We start from the raw sequence: 16257 nt of genomic DNA on the forward strand, positions 1-16257 counted from the left end.
ACAATTTAATAAGCATTTTTAACAAATTAGATTTTATCTATTTCAATAATAAATTATTCAATATAATATTTTTTCCTTGTCATAATATTAAAAAATGTTCTATTAACAGATTATTAACCTTCTATAATTATTGTTCATGTTCCTCAATCAACACCAATAACTTACTCATCATGTTAAGATTAACTTTAATGCAATCATTGTAAATATTGCTATAATGTGCAATTTTTATCATAATTAGAGAGCAATCTATGTTAAATCAGCTAAAAACAATTATTCAGTATCTTCTCCCTAAACAGCTATTAACTGTCATATTCGGTTGGTTAGCTAAAAAACAGCTAGGAAAGGTTACAACATGGATGATCATAGGGTTTTGTAAACTGTATAAAGTAGATTTAAGCGAAGCAAAACTTACTAATGCAACAGATTACAAGACTTTTAATGATTTTTTCTCCCGAGAATTAAAAGAAGAAGCAAGACCAGTTAATACAGCAAATAATATAATAGTTATGCCTGCAGACGGGGTGATTAGCCAATTTGGCTTAATTCAAGATAATCAGTTATTACAGGCAAAAGGGCATTCCTACTCATTAGAATCACTACTTGCTTGTCATCCTGAAATGATTAAATTTTTCAAAAATGGGACCTATGTAACAACCTATTTATCACCTAAAGATTATCATCGTTTTCATATGCCATGCGATGGAATTTTACGTGAAATGATTTATATTCCAGGTTCACTTTTTTCGGTTAATAAAGCAACAACAGAAAATATTCCCAATATTTTTGCTCGTAACGAACGTGTAATTTGCTTGTTTGAAACTGAGCTTGGCCCTATGGCGCAAATTTTAGTGGGTGCAACAATAGTTGGTAGCATTGAAGTACAATGGGAAGGCATAATTACACCGCCTCGAGAAGGTATTATGAAATCTTGGAATTATAAGGATGAAGTAAAACTCGTCAAAGGGCAAGATATGGGTAGTTTTAAATTGGGCTCAACGGTGATAACATTATTTGCTTCAAACTCAATTGAATTTTCTAAAAATATTAAAATCGGTGATATTACTCGAGTTGGACAGATATTAGCCGAAAGGATTTAACCTTATGTGGATGCGTGGTATTTTAAGTTTTGTACTGATGATTTGTTCTTCAGTAATTTTTGCAGAGTCAATAACCATTAATAATGAACAGGAATTATCTCTACTTATTAGCCAGTTAAGTAATAAAAATGATGAGCTTCGGCAATACATGGACTCTCAAAAATCACATTTGACTAGCATTATTAATGAACAAAATAATATTACCACGCAAATTTCACACGCTCAAAATACACTGGCAACACTAGATGAACAAGGAGAATGGTTGAGTTTTTCAACTGCTCTTGGCGAAACATTACGCCAACAACTTTTACATCTACCAGAAAAACCAAAATCGCATGAACTTGATGCCGAAATTGCTGAAGAAAAAGCACAACAGCTTAACTACACAAATAATTTAGCGGCATTAGACAACTATCCTTCCTTAAATAAGTCTCCTTTTAATAATACAAAAGAAGCAGCTCAATACCGACGTTTACTACGTGAACAAACAGAGCTGCTTAAAACGTTAATTTCAGGAACAGATACAACAATTCTTGAACTTGCAAAATTAAAAATAGCGAATAAACAATTAACTAATGTAATTGACGAAATTAATGACGCCACTCATCGCTACTTCTTCTGGGTTGCCAATGTCAATCCTATTTCATTAAACTTTCCTCTAAATCTAGCTAAAGATGTGGTTTATGTTATCTTTTCAATCGACACATTATCACAACTATATAATGCAAGCTTAGAAGCACTTAGTTCACCAAAACCATTGTTTCTACTTATATTATCGATGTTTTTCGTTTTTGCCCATTTAAAAATGCGTATCAAGTACAACACATTTTTAAATAAATCAGCAATACGAGTAGGTAAAGTAACACAAGATAGCTATTCATTAACCTTAAAAGTCGTTATTTTCTCATTAATAATGGCATTGCCTATACCTATATTATGGGCAGTTTTTGGTTATACTTTACAAATTAATTGGGATTACCCAGTTGCTGTCGCATTAGGCTATGGGGTTAATGCAGCCGCACCGATTTTATGGGTTTTTATTATAACTTCGCATTTTGCGGCCCCAAATGGCTTATTTATCACTCATTTTGGTTGGTTGGCAAAAAATGTTCGTGCTGCAATGAAATACTATCAACTTTCAGTATGGCTAGTGATCCCACTTGTTATGATCGTAATGAGTTTTGATCAGTTTAGTAATCGGCAATTTGCCGCAACAATTGGGCGTTCTGCTTTTATTCTGCTTTGCTTTGCATTAGTATTTATGACCAATTCTATTCACCGTGCTGGAGTACCTTTATTTATTGACAAAAAAGGAACCGGGGATAATCTTTTAAGCCATATTTTATGGTTTATTTTACTAAGTGCACCGTGGTTGGCCATTATTGCTGCATGCTTAGGCTATTTATCCACAGCTCAAGTATTATTAGGACGTCTTGAAGCATCTGTGATCATTTGGTTCGGCTTATTAGTTATCTATTTTATGGTTCGTCGCTGGATGTGGATCCAAAAACGTCGTATTGAATTTGAACGAACAAAGCAACGCCGTCTGGAACGTATGCAACGAGCAAAAATTCAAGAAGACGATAATTCAACCAATGAAAATCTCGATGAACCAGTCATAGATTTAGATGCTATTAGTGCCCAATCTCTACATTTAGTGCGATCCATAATTATGTTAATTGCATTAATTAGTATGATTTTACTCTGGTCAGAATTACATTCAGCCTTTGCTTTTATGAATAATATTAAACTTTGGGGAACCAATACTATCGTCAACGGTGCCGAAATAGAACAGTATATTACTCTTGGTGCGGTGTGCATTGCGATTTTAGTAATGACTATTACTATTCAGTTAGTTAAAAATTTACCTGCTTTATTAGAGCTAGGCATTTTACAACACTTAGATTTAGCACCAGGTACTGGCTATGCAATTTCTACAATATCCAAATATATTATTTTAATGATCGGATCAATGATTGCATTTTCATTTATAGGTATAGATTGGTCAAAAATTCAATGGTTAATTGCTGCATTAGGTGTTGGTCTAGGATTTGGTTTGCAAGAAATTTTTGCAAATTTTATTTCTGGATTGATTATTTTATTTGAAAAACCTGTCCGTATTGGCGATACTGTGACGATTCGTGAGCTTACGGGAAGTATTGCGAAAATCAATACACGAGCAATCACTATTGTTGATTGGGATCGTAAAGAAATTGTAATGCCGAATAAAGCCTTTATTACTGAGCAATTAGTTAATTGGTCTTTATCTGATTCTATTACACGTATTGTACTAACCATTCCAGCAACAATTGATGCAGATAGTGATCTGGTTATTAAATTATTACAACAAGCTTCTAATGAATGTGAATATGTGCTTAGTGATCCGGAACCTCAAGTGTTTTTAGTCGATATTCAAGAAGGCATCCAGTTATTTGAATTACGCGTCTTTGCCGCTGAAATGAATCATAGAATGCTTTTACGTAGTGCAATTCATAAGTTAATACTTGAAGCATATCGCAAGAACAATTTAACTTTACCATTCCCTCCTTTACAAACTAATTTAGAAGCGCTTGGGCGTAAAAGTGGGCGTCGTAGTTATACTGTAGGAACAATTTAACCGAAAAGAGTTTCTAAGAAAGGAACCCCAAATGCGCCTGGAGCTAATAATACAAATGCCCAAATAGGAGCTGAAACAACATTAGCTACATTAAACTTGATTGCTGGCATATGCATTGTGCCAGCAACCAAAGGAACAATTGCACGCAAAGGTCCAAAAAAACGGCCAATAAATACGCCAAATATTCCGTAACGCATAAAAAACTGCTCTGCACGATAAATCAATTTTGGGTGTTTATTCAAAGGCCAAGAAGAAATAACCTGTTGGTGATAGTATTTTCCTAACCAATAAGAAACAAAATCACCAATAGCAGCACCCAACGAAGCTGCTATTAAAACAGGTACAAATGAAATAGCTCCAGAACCAATCAAAGCGCCTGAACCAAGTAAAATGGCGGTAGCAGGAAGTAATAATGAAATAATGGCAAGCGACTCACCAAATGCTAACAAAAAAATAATTGGCAAAGCCCATACCTGATGATTTTCAATAAATTGTATAATTGCATTGGTAATTTCATGTAATGACATAATATATATTGATAATAATATAATTGATTATTACTGATTATTTTAACATAATAATCGACATATTGGTCAACACGAACAAACTATCGTCAGAACCTTACAAAATATAAATAACGAATACTAATCATAGTTTATTAACATTCGTAGCTCTGAACTAACCTATTAAATCAACAAAATAAATCATAAGAGAAAACCATGACCATTGGTATTAAAAAGATTTCAGTCAAAAAATTTAAAGATAGGGATTTTTTCAATTCGCAGGAAGATATTATCGCTATCGAAAAACCAGTAGCATTAATTTATAACGGCATATCACATGTAGTTATGATGGCGACACCGAAAGATCTCAACTATTTTGCTATAGGTTTTTCACTAACGGAAAAAATTATCCAAAACGTGAATGAAATTTATAGTATTGATATTATGGATACTTCAAAAGGGATTGAGGTCCATATTGAACTATCATCAAGGCGATTTAGCGAACTTAAACAAAAACGTAGAAATCTTACGGGAAGAACAGGCTGCGGAATATGTGGTTCGGAACAAATTGATCAGGTTTGCCAAATTTTGCCCAGTATTCCAATAAATGACCACATTGTTCTTTCTGATTTTAATCATAGTTTATCTCATCTTAGGAAAGTACAGCTAGTAGGAAATAAAACTGGCTGCACACACGCCGCAGTATGGCTTGATTTAAAAGGTAACTTCCTTGCAGGATTTGAAGATGTAGGTAGGCACGTTGCATTAGATAAGTTATTGGGGTTTAGAGCCATTAAATTACAAAAGAATTTGGAATATCAACATGGAGTTGTGCTTGTTTCTAGTAGAGCTAGCTATGAAATGGTGCAGAAGACAGCCAGTTGTGGTATCGAAATTATACTGGCTGTTTCGGCGGCAACATCAATGGCTGTTGATATGGCTAAACAAACAAATATAACGTTAATTGGATTTTTTAGAGGAGATAAAGGCGTTATTTATACAGGAACTGATCGTATTAATTAATTGATTGCTTATTGTTATTTTATTTTGTATTTTGAAGAATATGACGCAATCTTTAGCATTCATACAAATTATCGCTTTATCCAATTCTATACACTATCACTGTTTGGATAAACACAAATTCAATACTATAACAGTTTTATCAAAGGATAGAGTATTTGGCACAACAATTGTTATTGTGGTAATGTGGATAAAAAGCTAATTAAGCTAGAACTACTTTATGTCATTTGTACGACACTTCTTATATTAGACGTTTACAATTTAACGCTAATTCATATTAATTTTAATAAAAATCAAAAATAATCTTAGCTTTCTCGTTTAGATTTAGAGAGATAGATTTCCATAATATCTTTGGATTGATTTTTGTAAAAAAAAGAGCAACTATTCAAACAAATACACAAGACCTATTTATGTCTATGATCAATGTTTTAGTGCTTATTTAATTTCAATTATAAATGCTCTATAGGTTAATATACACACAAAGAGAAGACAGGAATTGTCAACCCACATGGTTAATTCTTTAAATTACACACTAGTATTAATTATTAATTCTTATTAATCATTTAACTATATCCGTAATAAATTATATTTTATAATGGAATAATTTATTATATACAATATAATGCATTATAAGATAATTCCTTTCATTTTGTTCTGATTAATTTATAATTTTCCACAAAAATACTCACAGAATTATACCTGTGATTTCTTACTATCTTGTATATTGATTATTATCAATAAAGTAATTTTTTAAATTTTGAGATTTAAATATGAAAGAAAAATTTTTAGGTAGCTTTTTAGTATTTTTAGGTGCTTGTAGTTTTGGCGTACTATCTTCGATTGTAAAAACTGCTTATAAGGCAGGCTATTCCCTTGGTGAGGTCACAGGCATCCAATGTTTTTTAGGTATGATTATTTTATGGAGTATTCACTTATTTGTTAAAAAAATTAGTAAAACAAAAATAGATCAATCGACAAAAAAACCGCTCACTAAAAAATGGAAAGTTTGTAGTGTTGGGATATTTCCTGGATTGGTAGGAATATGCTATTATCAATGCGTGCAGTTAGTACCTGCGTCGATTGCAATTGTTTTATTGATGCAATATTTATGGCTTAGCGTCATTATCGATTTCGTTGTTTTTAAAAATAAACCAACAATAATTCAACTTTTCACTATCTCTATGATTATCATAGGTAGTTGCTTATCTACAGGAATTTTTAATCAAGATATTCATTTAAACTTAACAGGCTGTTTCTTCGGTTTTTTAGCTGCACTAATGTACTCGTTATTTATTATAACGAGTAGCAATATCGGAAACGATTTACCAAAACTAGAAAAAAGTGCCTTAATGATAACCGGTGCATGTATCATAACCTTTTTAATTTTTCCACCATTATTTTTCTTTAAATTGCCTATTGATGACCAACTCTATCAACTCGGATTTTTACTCTCATTGCTTGGTACCGTTTTACCTCCATTTTTATTTTCAGTAGGGATGCCGAAAATCGGGATTTCGTTAAGCGCCATATTATCCACAGCAGAATTGCCTATAGCAGTAACATGTTCTTATTTTTATTTAAAAGAGCCAGTGCTATTTAATGAATGGGTAGGTGTTATAATAATCATGTTAGCAATTACCCTATCAAACCTAAAACATTTAAAAAAATCCACATGATTAACTTTAGCGATTCTGGTGCGGCTATTGCCGCACTATTAAAAAAATATCTTAACCTAATAGTCATACAACAAAAGCTCTCTATCCATTTCCAGGAAAAAATATACTTATTTAGTTATACGATAAATTAGACATATTTTTTTAGCCATTTAACAAAAATATCTGCTTTTGGATTATATTTTGCTTGTGGCCTTAATACATAATAATGCTGTTTACATTGTTTTTTCATTTCAGGAAAAGGAGTTATAAGATCGCCATTTTCAAGATATTTATCAATTAATTGTTTTCGTCCCATAGCTACCCCAACATTATATATCGCAGCTTCACTAGCTAAATCACTTCTATCAAATGTCATTTTAGCAATATTATTAAAATCAAAAGATAATGAAAAATTATTTGCCCAAGTTATCCACTCATCAAAACTTGAATCATATCCCCAAGCCTGGCTATCATGCAATAAAGTACAGTTTTTTAAATTATTAGGATTGCGATATAAATTATGTTTTTCAGCATAATATGGGCTACAAACAGGAGTAATTGTTTCATTCATTAGGTAATCGTAAATTAGTTCATCATGCTTATGATCGTCATAGTAAATAGCTAAATCAATGCGATATCGATTAAAATTTATAATTTCATTGCCTGACAAAATATTGAGTGTTATATAAGGATATTGTCGATTGAACTGCGATAATTTAGGCACTAACCAACTCTGAGTTAAGGAAGGCCGCGCGTAAATTGTTAGTGTACCAGAGATTTCTTGATTGGTTATTTCTAGGATTTCCTGATTTAATTGTTTAAGCAATTTTTTTACAACATCAAATAAATTTTTGCCATCAAAAGTAAGCTCTATCCTTCGATGAAACCGTTTAAATAATTTGAAACCAAGTTCTTCTTCTAACTTAATAATCTGATGACTAACTGCACTTGGACTAATACAAAGTTCTTCAGCAGTTAATGCAAAAGACAAATGGCGAGCAGCAGACTCAAAAGTATATAGTTTAGCTAATTGATAACGGTTAATTACACGATTTTTAGCCAAATAACTTTCTTCATCATACATCAGTAATTCCTCCTGCGTTTCGTTTTACGACTTCAACAGTACTACTAACGGCAATTTACATTTCTAAACATTAAAAACGAATACAACTATTTGAAATAACGCATTATTTGATTTAAATCATTTTTTTGTACAAATTTAATTCATGTTAAGTTGTTTATTTATCATTTGTCAAATAATAACTAAAAACATTTAATAATATTGATAATTATAAAACATAACAGAGGAGTAGATAAAAATGAATTTCCAATTTTGGATTATTTGTGTATTAGTCTCAAGTATTATATTAATTGTTATTTCAATCGTGAAATGTAAGTTACACCCTTTTTTAGCCCTGTTACTTGCTAGCTTTTATGTTGGAGCGTTAATGAATATGCCTCCTTTAAAAATAATCTCTGCTATCGAAGATGGCATTGGTAATACATTAAGTTTCTTAGCAGCTGTCATTGGGCTAGGGACAATTCTTGGCAAAATGATGGAAATTTCAGGTGCAGCAGAAAGAATAGGAATAGCCTTACAAAAATTTCGTTGGTTATCGCCTGAAGTTATTATGGTATTAGTTGGTTTAGTGTGCGGAATCACTCTTTTTGTCGAAGTCGGAGTTGTTTTACTGATTCCTTTAGCTTTTTCTATTGCAAAAAAAACAAAAACATCTTTATTAACATTAGCAATCCCACTTTGTACGGCTCTAATGGCTGTTCATTGTATAGTGCCGCCACATCCTGCTGCACTGTACGTAACTAATGCATTAGGTGCTGATATGGGTACAGTTATTATTTTGGGTTTAGCGATCGGTCTTACTGCTTCACTAATTGGTGGGCCTATTTTTTTAAAAATCATTAAAAACAAAATACCTTTTAAACCTGTACCTACAGAATTTGCTCGCATGCGTGTAAAGGCTGAAGAGGAACTCCCATCGTTAGGCACAACTCTTTTAACGGTTTTGCTACCGATTATTTTAATGCTAATAAAAACAACTGCTGAACTTAATATTGATAAATCGAGTTCTATATACGGTATTTTAGAATTTATTGGCAATCCTATAACTGCCATGTTTATCGGTGCTTTTTTTGCCTATTATACTTTAGGGCATCGCCGCAATATGGGAATGTCAGTACTATTAACCAAGACAGAAGATTGTTTTTCATCTATCGCTAACATCTTATTAATCATTGGTGCTGGAGGTGCTTTTAATGCAATTCTAAAAGAAAGTGGATTAAGTGATGGTCTAGCTAATATTTTATCCCACTTAGATATACATCCTATTTTATTAGCTTGGTTGGTCGCAATTATCTTACATGCAGCTGTTGGCTCAGCCACTGTAGCTATGATGGGAGCGACTGCGATTGTTTCACCTATGCTTCCACTTTATCCTGATATTAGTCCTGAAATTATAACATTGGCTATAGGCTCTGGCGCTATAGGTTGTACTATTGTTACCGATTCACTATTTTGGTTAGTTAAGCAATATTGTGGTGCATCATTGAATGAAATATTTAAATATTACACTTCAGCTACTTTCATTGCCTCATTGATCTCCTTAGCAAGTACTTTTTTATTATCTTACGTTATATAAAATAATTTTAAGAAGGAAATTATGAAAGCTTTAGACATTAAAAACTTAAAACAGCAATATCCTTTAATAGATCAATTGATGAAATTGGAGGAAACTATTTGGTTTAACCCAAAGGTGACCACATTAAAAGAGGCATTACCCTATGTTACGCTTACAAAAGATGATGTTGAAGATGCAAGCCAAAGATTACAACGATTTGCTCCATACTTAAGTAAAGCATTTCCAGAAACTGCCGAAATGAAAGGGATCATTGAGTCTGAAATTGTGATGATTCCAAAAATGAAAATTGCACTTGAAAAACGTCATCAAACAAAACTTATGGGTAATTTATTACTTAAAAAAGACAGCCATTTGCCCATTTCTGGTTCGATCAAGGCACGAGGTGGAATTTATGAAGTACTCACTCATGCTGAAAAACTAGCTTTTGAGCATGGCTTATTAGCAAAAAACGATGACTATAGCCAATTATTTTCAGATAAATTTAGATATTTTTTTAGTCAATACAGTATTGCTGTGGGTTCGACTGGAAACTTAGGCCTATCTATCGGAATTATAAGTGCCAAATTAGGCTTTAAAGTGACCGTTCATATGTCTGCCAATGCATGTGAATGGAAAAAACAGAATTTGCGATCTCATCATGTAACGGTTATTGAGTATCAGCAAGATTATGGTTTTGCTGTTGAGCAAGGCCGTAAAGCTGCACAATCTGATCCAAATTGTTTTTTTATCGATGACGAAAATTCTAAAACACTTTTTTTAGGCTATTCTGTCGCAGGTCAACGTGTTAGGGAACAATTTAAAAAATTAAATGTCAAAGTAGATAATGAGCATCCATTATTTGTTTATCTACCTTGTGGTGTTGGTGGTGGTCCAGGAGGCGTTGCATTTGGATTAAAACTCGCTTTTGGCGATAATGTACACTGTATCTTCGCCGAACCAACCCATTCACCTTGCATGTTTTTAGGCGTTTACACGGGCTTACACGATAATATTTCGGTACAAGATATTGGTATTGATAATATCACCGCTGCTGACGGCTTAGCAGTAGGCAGACCCTCAGGCTTTGTTGGTCGCGCTATGGAAAGGTTACTTGATGGTTACTATACCATTTCCGATCAACATATGTATGATTTACTCAGCTTGTTGAATAAACAAGAACATATTCAATTAGAACCTTCTGCTCTTGCTGGAATGTTAGGACCGTTCCTAGTAGAAGAAAACCAGTCTTATTTAGATCGTTTTCAAATTTCATTAAAAGCGTTAAAAAATGCAACACACCTAGTATGGGCAACAGGAGGGGGAATGGTTCCCAAAGAGGAAATGTGCAAATACCTTAATTTTGGAAATATTTAGTATCTAAAGTATTAAGTGTTTTTAAATATAATTTAAATAGTATTTTGGTAATCGACAAACAAGATATTATTTAATTAAATTTTAAAAAATAATAATAAAATTGAAGAATTTTATTCATTTTTATACTGATAACTTAAAGCGTTGTTAGAAAACAAGCAACAATCGTTTTTTTTAATTGTCCGATACATCGTTATATTATTGTCCTGAAATAAAAAGGAAATTATAAAATGAAGACACATAAAAAACCATTATTTACCTTAGTACAAAGGAGTGAATCAGTAGCTAAACAAAAAACCTTAAGCTATTTAGAAACAAAATTAGATTATCCTGATCGTATTGATGATATTATTGCATTACGTATTAAGGAGCTTAAATTGCATCATACTGAATATAAAGAAAAAGAGTATAACGAAAAAAATACTTTTCGTAATAATAAGGAATTTTCTTTCATATTTGGTGAAGTATTTGAATCGGAACATCATGAAAAACAAATTGGAATGTTAAAAGATGATATAGCTTTGGCTAAAGAATCAAATAAAGTAAAGAAATTACTTGGTACACGTTTAAAAGAAATGGCTAAGATTTATCCTGATGTCAAGCTTGATTTAAATGATGTTAATGTTATGCCAACAAAAATAAAGGAGCACCTTTTTGCGCCACCTTTAATCTTAACTGAAGATAATGCGATAATGCTTTGGGATGATTAAGTAATGGTCCCTTAATAATAAATAATTATCTACAGGGATGGCTCTCTGTAGATAATTTTTTGAAATTAATAGGTTTATTAAAAATAGGAAATATTAACTTTATTCCCAACTGGCTATTAAATCCCAACTAACTATTAAATGCTCTTTCACCATGACAGTTGATATCTAAACCTTCACTTTCATATTCTTCAGAAACTCTCAATCCAACACATAAATCAGCGATTTTATAAGCAAAGAATGATACAACAGTGGTCCAAACAACACACGTAATCACACTTATTAATTGAATACCAACTTGGCTTATTATTGTGACACCTTCAGCGTATCCTATTCCCCCAAAAATATCTGAAGTAAAAACACCTGTTAATAGGCAACCGACAATACCACAGACCCCATGTACACCAAATACATCACAGGTATCATCAACTTTCAAAGCTCTTTTTAATGAAGATACCCCCCAAACCCCTGAAAAACCAGAAATAATACCTATTAATAGTGCCCCCCCTACTCCAACAAAACCAGCAGCAGGTGTTATTCCAACTAACCCGGCTATCACACCAGATACTGCTCCAAGACATGATGGCTTGCCTCGTAATATCCATTCAGCTAATAACCAAGCTAGAACTGCAGCAGCTGTAGCAGCTATCGTATTAATAAACGCTAATCCTGCAATTTCATCCGCATGCGTTGATGAGCCTGCATTGAAACCAAACCAACCAATATAAAGAATAGCAGCACCAAGATACACATATGGTAAATTGAATGGTCTTAATGGTTCGCGGTTAAAACCAATTCTATTTTTCAATAGATAAGCTCCTACTAACCCAGCAATTGCCGCATTAATATGCACTACAGTACCACCAGCAAAATCTAACGCTCCCTCATCACAAAGAATACCACCACCCCAAATCATATGAGCTATTGGAATATAAGAAAAAGTGAACCATAGCACCATAAAAATGATTACGGCTGAAAATCGAATTCGCTCGGCACATGCTCCTAAAATTAAACAACAAGTAATACATGCAAATGATCCTTGAAATGCAATCCAAATAAATTCATAAATTGAACCTGATAGATCTGAAATACCAATACCCATCAATAAGATATGCTGAAAGTTACCAAAAAACCAGTTTCCTTCACCAAAGGTAAGCGAATAACCATAAATAATCCATAACACTGCAATCAAAGAAAATGTCACTAATACTTGTGATAATATCGATAACACATTTTTTGAACGCAACAGCCCTCCATAAAATAATGCAATTCCAGGGAATGACATGAATAAGACTAGTACAGTAGAAATCATCATAAAGCCATTATCCGCTTTATCAGATATTGTCACTTCTTCAGCAAAAGCAGGAACTGTTAGTAAAACAAGGGTTATTAAGCTAAGTAATTTTATTAACATAATTATATCCTTAACAACAGTTATAAAGCTGAATCATCGGTTTCACCGGTACGAATACGAACAACATGATCAAGTGAAGCAACAAAAATTTTACCATCGCCAATTTTGCCAGTATAAGCGGTTGTAGTAATGATATTAATAGCTTCATCAAGTTGTTCATCACTAATAGCTAAGTCAATTTTTACTTTAGGTAGAAAATTGACATTATATTCGGCCCCTCGATAAAGTTCTGAATGACCTTTTTGTCGACCAAAACCTTTAACCTCGGTAACAGTTAATCCCGTTATACCTATTTTTGAAAGCGATTCTCTTACTTCTTCTAGCTTAAATGGTTTAATTATCACAGTCAGTAATTTCATTTATTATTTCTCTCATTAATATGATAGGTGGGTAAGTTAATGCAAACATCGTGCCATAAAGTTATTAAAAGAGAATTTATTTGAAGAAATTGATGATAATCATTTTAAATATTGAGTTAACATATGGAATTATAATTACAAAACAATAAATCAAAATAGGCAGTATTTATTTAAATAATAATTACTTATTAAAAAAATTATTAAACAAATAGCTAGAAAACACTGCCTATTATGCACGAATATTGTGATGATACTTTTTGGTTGCCATTTGACTTTTAAGAAAAAAATAAATCAGAAAGTTACCATAAGTTTACGATATTCGTCATAAGCAAAATGATCTGTCATACCACTGATATAATCCTGTATCAGTCGGCATCGATAATAAAACTCCCAACAAGCAAAACTTGGTTCAATTTTTTCAATATTTTTAATCGCTTGTTGGTAAGCATCACAATGTTTAGCCGACAGTTTATGATAAAGTCTGGTTTCGATTGGATAACCTTGATGAACATTATCTTCGGCTAGCTTCAAAAACTCAGCCGTCGACATATTTAATAAAGGACTATAAATATCTAATAATCCACTAATAATACGGTAACCTTGTAATTCAATGTTTTCAACCGATTCATGATTAAAAACATGTTCAACCCCAACCCTTTTAAATATTTTTAATAATTGATATTCTGCACCATTATCTTCAAGTAATGCATGGTTAAACGAACCATGATAAATATCTTCAATATTTTCAATAAAGCGCTCAGCGGCATGAGGGACAAGCTTTCCTATTGCATTAACGCGTACGTACATAAAAAATTGCCCAATAGCAATAGCATTAAATCCATTTTTTTTTAAATTATCATATGGGCGTTTTACAACTCTACTAAACAAATCATTATCTTTAATTGTTCCCCAAGCTTTTTCTAAATAATGGTAAAGTTGTTGCACTGTAAACAGTTTCTTCTCAACAGCATCTTCAAGATCAGCAATACAATAAGAAATATCGTCAGCTGCTTCCATAATATAAGTAAGCGGATAACGATGGAATGGCTTAATTTCAAGTTGTTCAGATAATTTTTGAATGAATTGTTCTTCAGATAAATAATATCCTGGTTTTTTCATTAGATAAGAAAATTTAGCTGGCACATCATTTTTTGCCCAATAAGCAGGCTTAGAGTATTTAAGAATTGAAGCGACTTGCGAATAAGTAAGATTTAATCGTAAAATACTATGTATCAAACGTATTGCTTGAGCATTACCTTCAAAATTTGATAAATCTCGACGAATTTTAGTTTTTAATTTTTTAAGCTCGGTAGTATCCGATTCCTGTAACTCAAGTAATGGGTATTTAGATGGAGTATCGATCCCCAACCGTTCAATAAACCACTGATTAATTGCTTTTTCACCGAAATGCCCGAATGGGGGGTTACCTATATCATGCATTAAACAAGCCATTTCAACTAAACTTTCTATTGACATTATTGCACTATCTAACCCATATGTTTTAAGCTTCCGCGATTTACCAAGTCGATACATTATTTCTTTTACAATATAGCGGCCGACTTGCTGTACTTCCATAGAATGAGTAAGGCGAGTTCTGACAACTGAATTTCTCTCTAACGGAAAAACCTGCGTTTTTTGTTGTAAACGTCGAATAGCGGCTGAATTAATGATTCTCCCACGATCGCTTTCAAACTGGCGTACAATTGAATAGGCATCGGTTAAATCTTCACATACTTTACTTGTATAACGTTGATAGCTGATTTTTTTATTAAAATCTATCATATTTCAATCCTTTGTATTTATAATACTATAATTTTTGTATTGCCCATTCAATCGATGATTGATAATCAGTAGGTAAAAATGACGTTAAAAGAGTTAAAGATTGTTTTAGTTTAACGGATTGATAATGAGTTAAATTTAAATGCCCAACTTTACGACCTGTTCTAATTTCCTTTTGATACCAATGCAGGTGAACTAAATCAACGGATAACCAGCTAGGATTTAATTTAATTCCAATTAAATTAATCATGACAGAAGTAGAAAAAACATCAGGCATAGGGAGTGGCAATCCCAATATTGCACGAAGATGAAGTTCAAATTGACTTATCGATGCACCATTTTGTGTCCAATGCCCACTATTATGCACTCTAGGAGCCAATTCATTGATTAGTAAATCATTACCGATAACAAAACATTCCATTGCCATAACTCCCACATAATTTAATTTATGCATAATGGCTGATAGCATCTGCTCTGCTTTGGTTTGTAATATAGGTGATTCGTTCGGTTTAGCGACACATATTTTTAAAATACCTTCTTGATGTAAATTATTAGTAAGAGGGTAAAATGCCATCTCCCCTTTAGCGTTACGTGCTCCAACTAATGACATCTCTTTTTCGTAAGGAATCACTTGTTCAGCAATCGCATAGTGATAAATATCATCCGGAACCGATATGTCACTATCTATATTAATTCGCCACTGCCCTCTCCCGTCATAACCACCAGTTCGGCATTTAACAATGATTTGATCACCAAGTTCGGTAAACAATTTTGGCCAATCCTGAGGTTGTTCTAAAGCGAACCATTTAGCAGTAGGTAAACTTAATTCATTAAGCAGTTGTTTTTGTGTTAAACGATCTGCTATTAGCGGAAATATATTTCGATTAATAAAATGGGGATGATTAGCTAAAATTTGCGTGAACGGTGTATCAGGCCAACTTTCAATTTCTGCAGTAATAACAGACTGTTGGTAGGGAATAGAGATAGGATCTACATCTAATCCAACAGGAAAAACCTTTATTCCTAAAGGTTCACCGGCTTCCTTAAGCATTCGGCCTAATTGACCATTACCTAACACGCAAACAGTTTGAAGTTTCAT

12 protein-coding genes and 1 pseudogene are annotated in these 16257 nt (G+C 32.7%); 7 read left to right on the forward strand and 6 right to left on the reverse strand.

From position 1 onward, the window contains the following. Window positions 1-248: 248 nt before the first annotated feature. Window positions 249-1085, forward strand: a pseudogene (gene asd / locus A9G36_RS05925) (archaetidylserine decarboxylase); the annotation flags it as partial. Between the two features lie 16 nt (window positions 1086-1101). Continuing rightward, a complete protein-coding gene (gene mscM, locus A9G36_RS05930) occupies window positions 1102-3714 on the forward strand; it encodes a miniconductance mechanosensitive channel MscM (RefSeq protein ID WP_065585503.1) in 2613 nt (870 codons plus the stop codon). Here the strand turns inward: mscM and A9G36_RS05935 are convergent. Then, on the reverse strand, window positions 3711-4241 hold the full coding sequence (locus A9G36_RS05935; RefSeq protein ID WP_034943296.1) for a DedA family protein: 531 nt from the start codon (window positions 4239-4241) through the stop codon (window positions 3711-3713). The two genes, mscM and A9G36_RS05935, sit on opposite strands and share 4 nt — an antisense overlap. A 192-nt stretch (window positions 4242-4433) precedes the next feature. Here A9G36_RS05935 and fdhD point away from each other — a divergent pair, with 192 nt between their 5' ends. Beyond that, window positions 4434-5240, forward strand: coding sequence for a formate dehydrogenase accessory sulfurtransferase FdhD (gene fdhD / locus A9G36_RS05940; protein ID WP_034943298.1), 807 nt, complete (start codon window positions 4434-4436; stop codon window positions 5238-5240). A 767-nt stretch (window positions 5241-6007) separates the two neighbouring features. Next, complete coding sequence (locus A9G36_RS05945; protein WP_034943300.1) at window positions 6008-6913, forward strand: EamA family transporter; 906 nt, start codon at window positions 6008-6010, stop codon at window positions 6911-6913. 127 nt (window positions 6914-7040) lie between these two features. Here the strand turns inward: A9G36_RS05945 and dsdC are convergent, their stop codons facing one another. Then, window positions 7041-7976, reverse strand: coding sequence for a DNA-binding transcriptional regulator DsdC (gene dsdC, locus A9G36_RS05950; RefSeq protein WP_065569225.1), 936 nt, complete (start codon window positions 7974-7976; stop codon window positions 7041-7043). A gap of 235 nt (window positions 7977-8211) precedes the next feature. On the opposite strand from dsdC, the gene dsdX reads away from it, so the two are divergent. The 3 genes from dsdX to A9G36_RS05965 all read left to right on the forward strand — a co-directional run bounded on the left by dsdX (window position 8212) and on the right by A9G36_RS05965 (window position 11609). Then, on the forward strand, window positions 8212-9549 hold the full coding sequence (dsdX, locus tag A9G36_RS05955) for a D-serine transporter DsdX (protein ID WP_065569226.1): 1338 nt from the start codon (window positions 8212-8214) through the stop codon (window positions 9547-9549). Between the two features lie 21 nt (window positions 9550-9570). Then, window positions 9571-10902 carry a D-serine ammonia-lyase gene (locus A9G36_RS05960; protein ID WP_065585504.1) on the forward strand — a complete coding sequence of 444 codons (1332 nt, stop codon included), beginning with the start codon at window positions 9571-9573 and terminating at the stop codon, window positions 10900-10902. Between the two features lie 227 nt (window positions 10903-11129). Then, entirely contained in the window at window positions 11130-11609 is a 480-nt protein-coding gene (locus A9G36_RS05965) for a hypothetical protein (protein ID WP_034943308.1), read from the forward strand. A 127-nt stretch (window positions 11610-11736) separates the two neighbouring features. Here the strand turns inward: A9G36_RS05965 and amtB are convergent, their stop codons facing one another. The 4 genes from amtB to purK all read right to left on the reverse strand — a co-directional run bounded on the left by amtB (window position 11737) and on the right by purK (window position 16257). Continuing rightward, window positions 11737-13020 carry an ammonium transporter AmtB gene (amtB, locus tag A9G36_RS05970; protein ID WP_065569228.1) on the reverse strand — a complete coding sequence of 428 codons (1284 nt, stop codon included), beginning with the start codon at window positions 13018-13020 and terminating at the stop codon, window positions 11737-11739. A gap of 20 nt (window positions 13021-13040) precedes the next feature. Beyond that, window positions 13041-13379, reverse strand: a complete 339-nt coding sequence (gene glnK / locus A9G36_RS05975) for a P-II family nitrogen regulator (protein ID WP_034943312.1) — start codon at window positions 13377-13379, stop codon at window positions 13041-13043. A gap of 291 nt (window positions 13380-13670) precedes the next feature. After that, window positions 13671-15161, reverse strand: a complete 1491-nt coding sequence (dgt, locus tag A9G36_RS05980) for a dGTPase (protein ID WP_034943315.1) — start codon at window positions 15159-15161, stop codon at window positions 13671-13673. Between the two features lie 25 nt (window positions 15162-15186). Then, window positions 15187-16257 carry a 5-(carboxyamino)imidazole ribonucleotide synthase gene (gene purK, locus A9G36_RS05985; protein ID WP_034943318.1) on the reverse strand — a complete coding sequence of 357 codons (1071 nt, stop codon included), beginning with the start codon at window positions 16255-16257 and terminating at the stop codon, window positions 15187-15189.

Source organism: Gilliamella sp. Choc6-1 (assembly GCF_001690385.1).
Lineage (GTDB): Bacteria > Pseudomonadota > Gammaproteobacteria > Enterobacterales > Orbaceae > Gilliamella > Gilliamella apicola_A.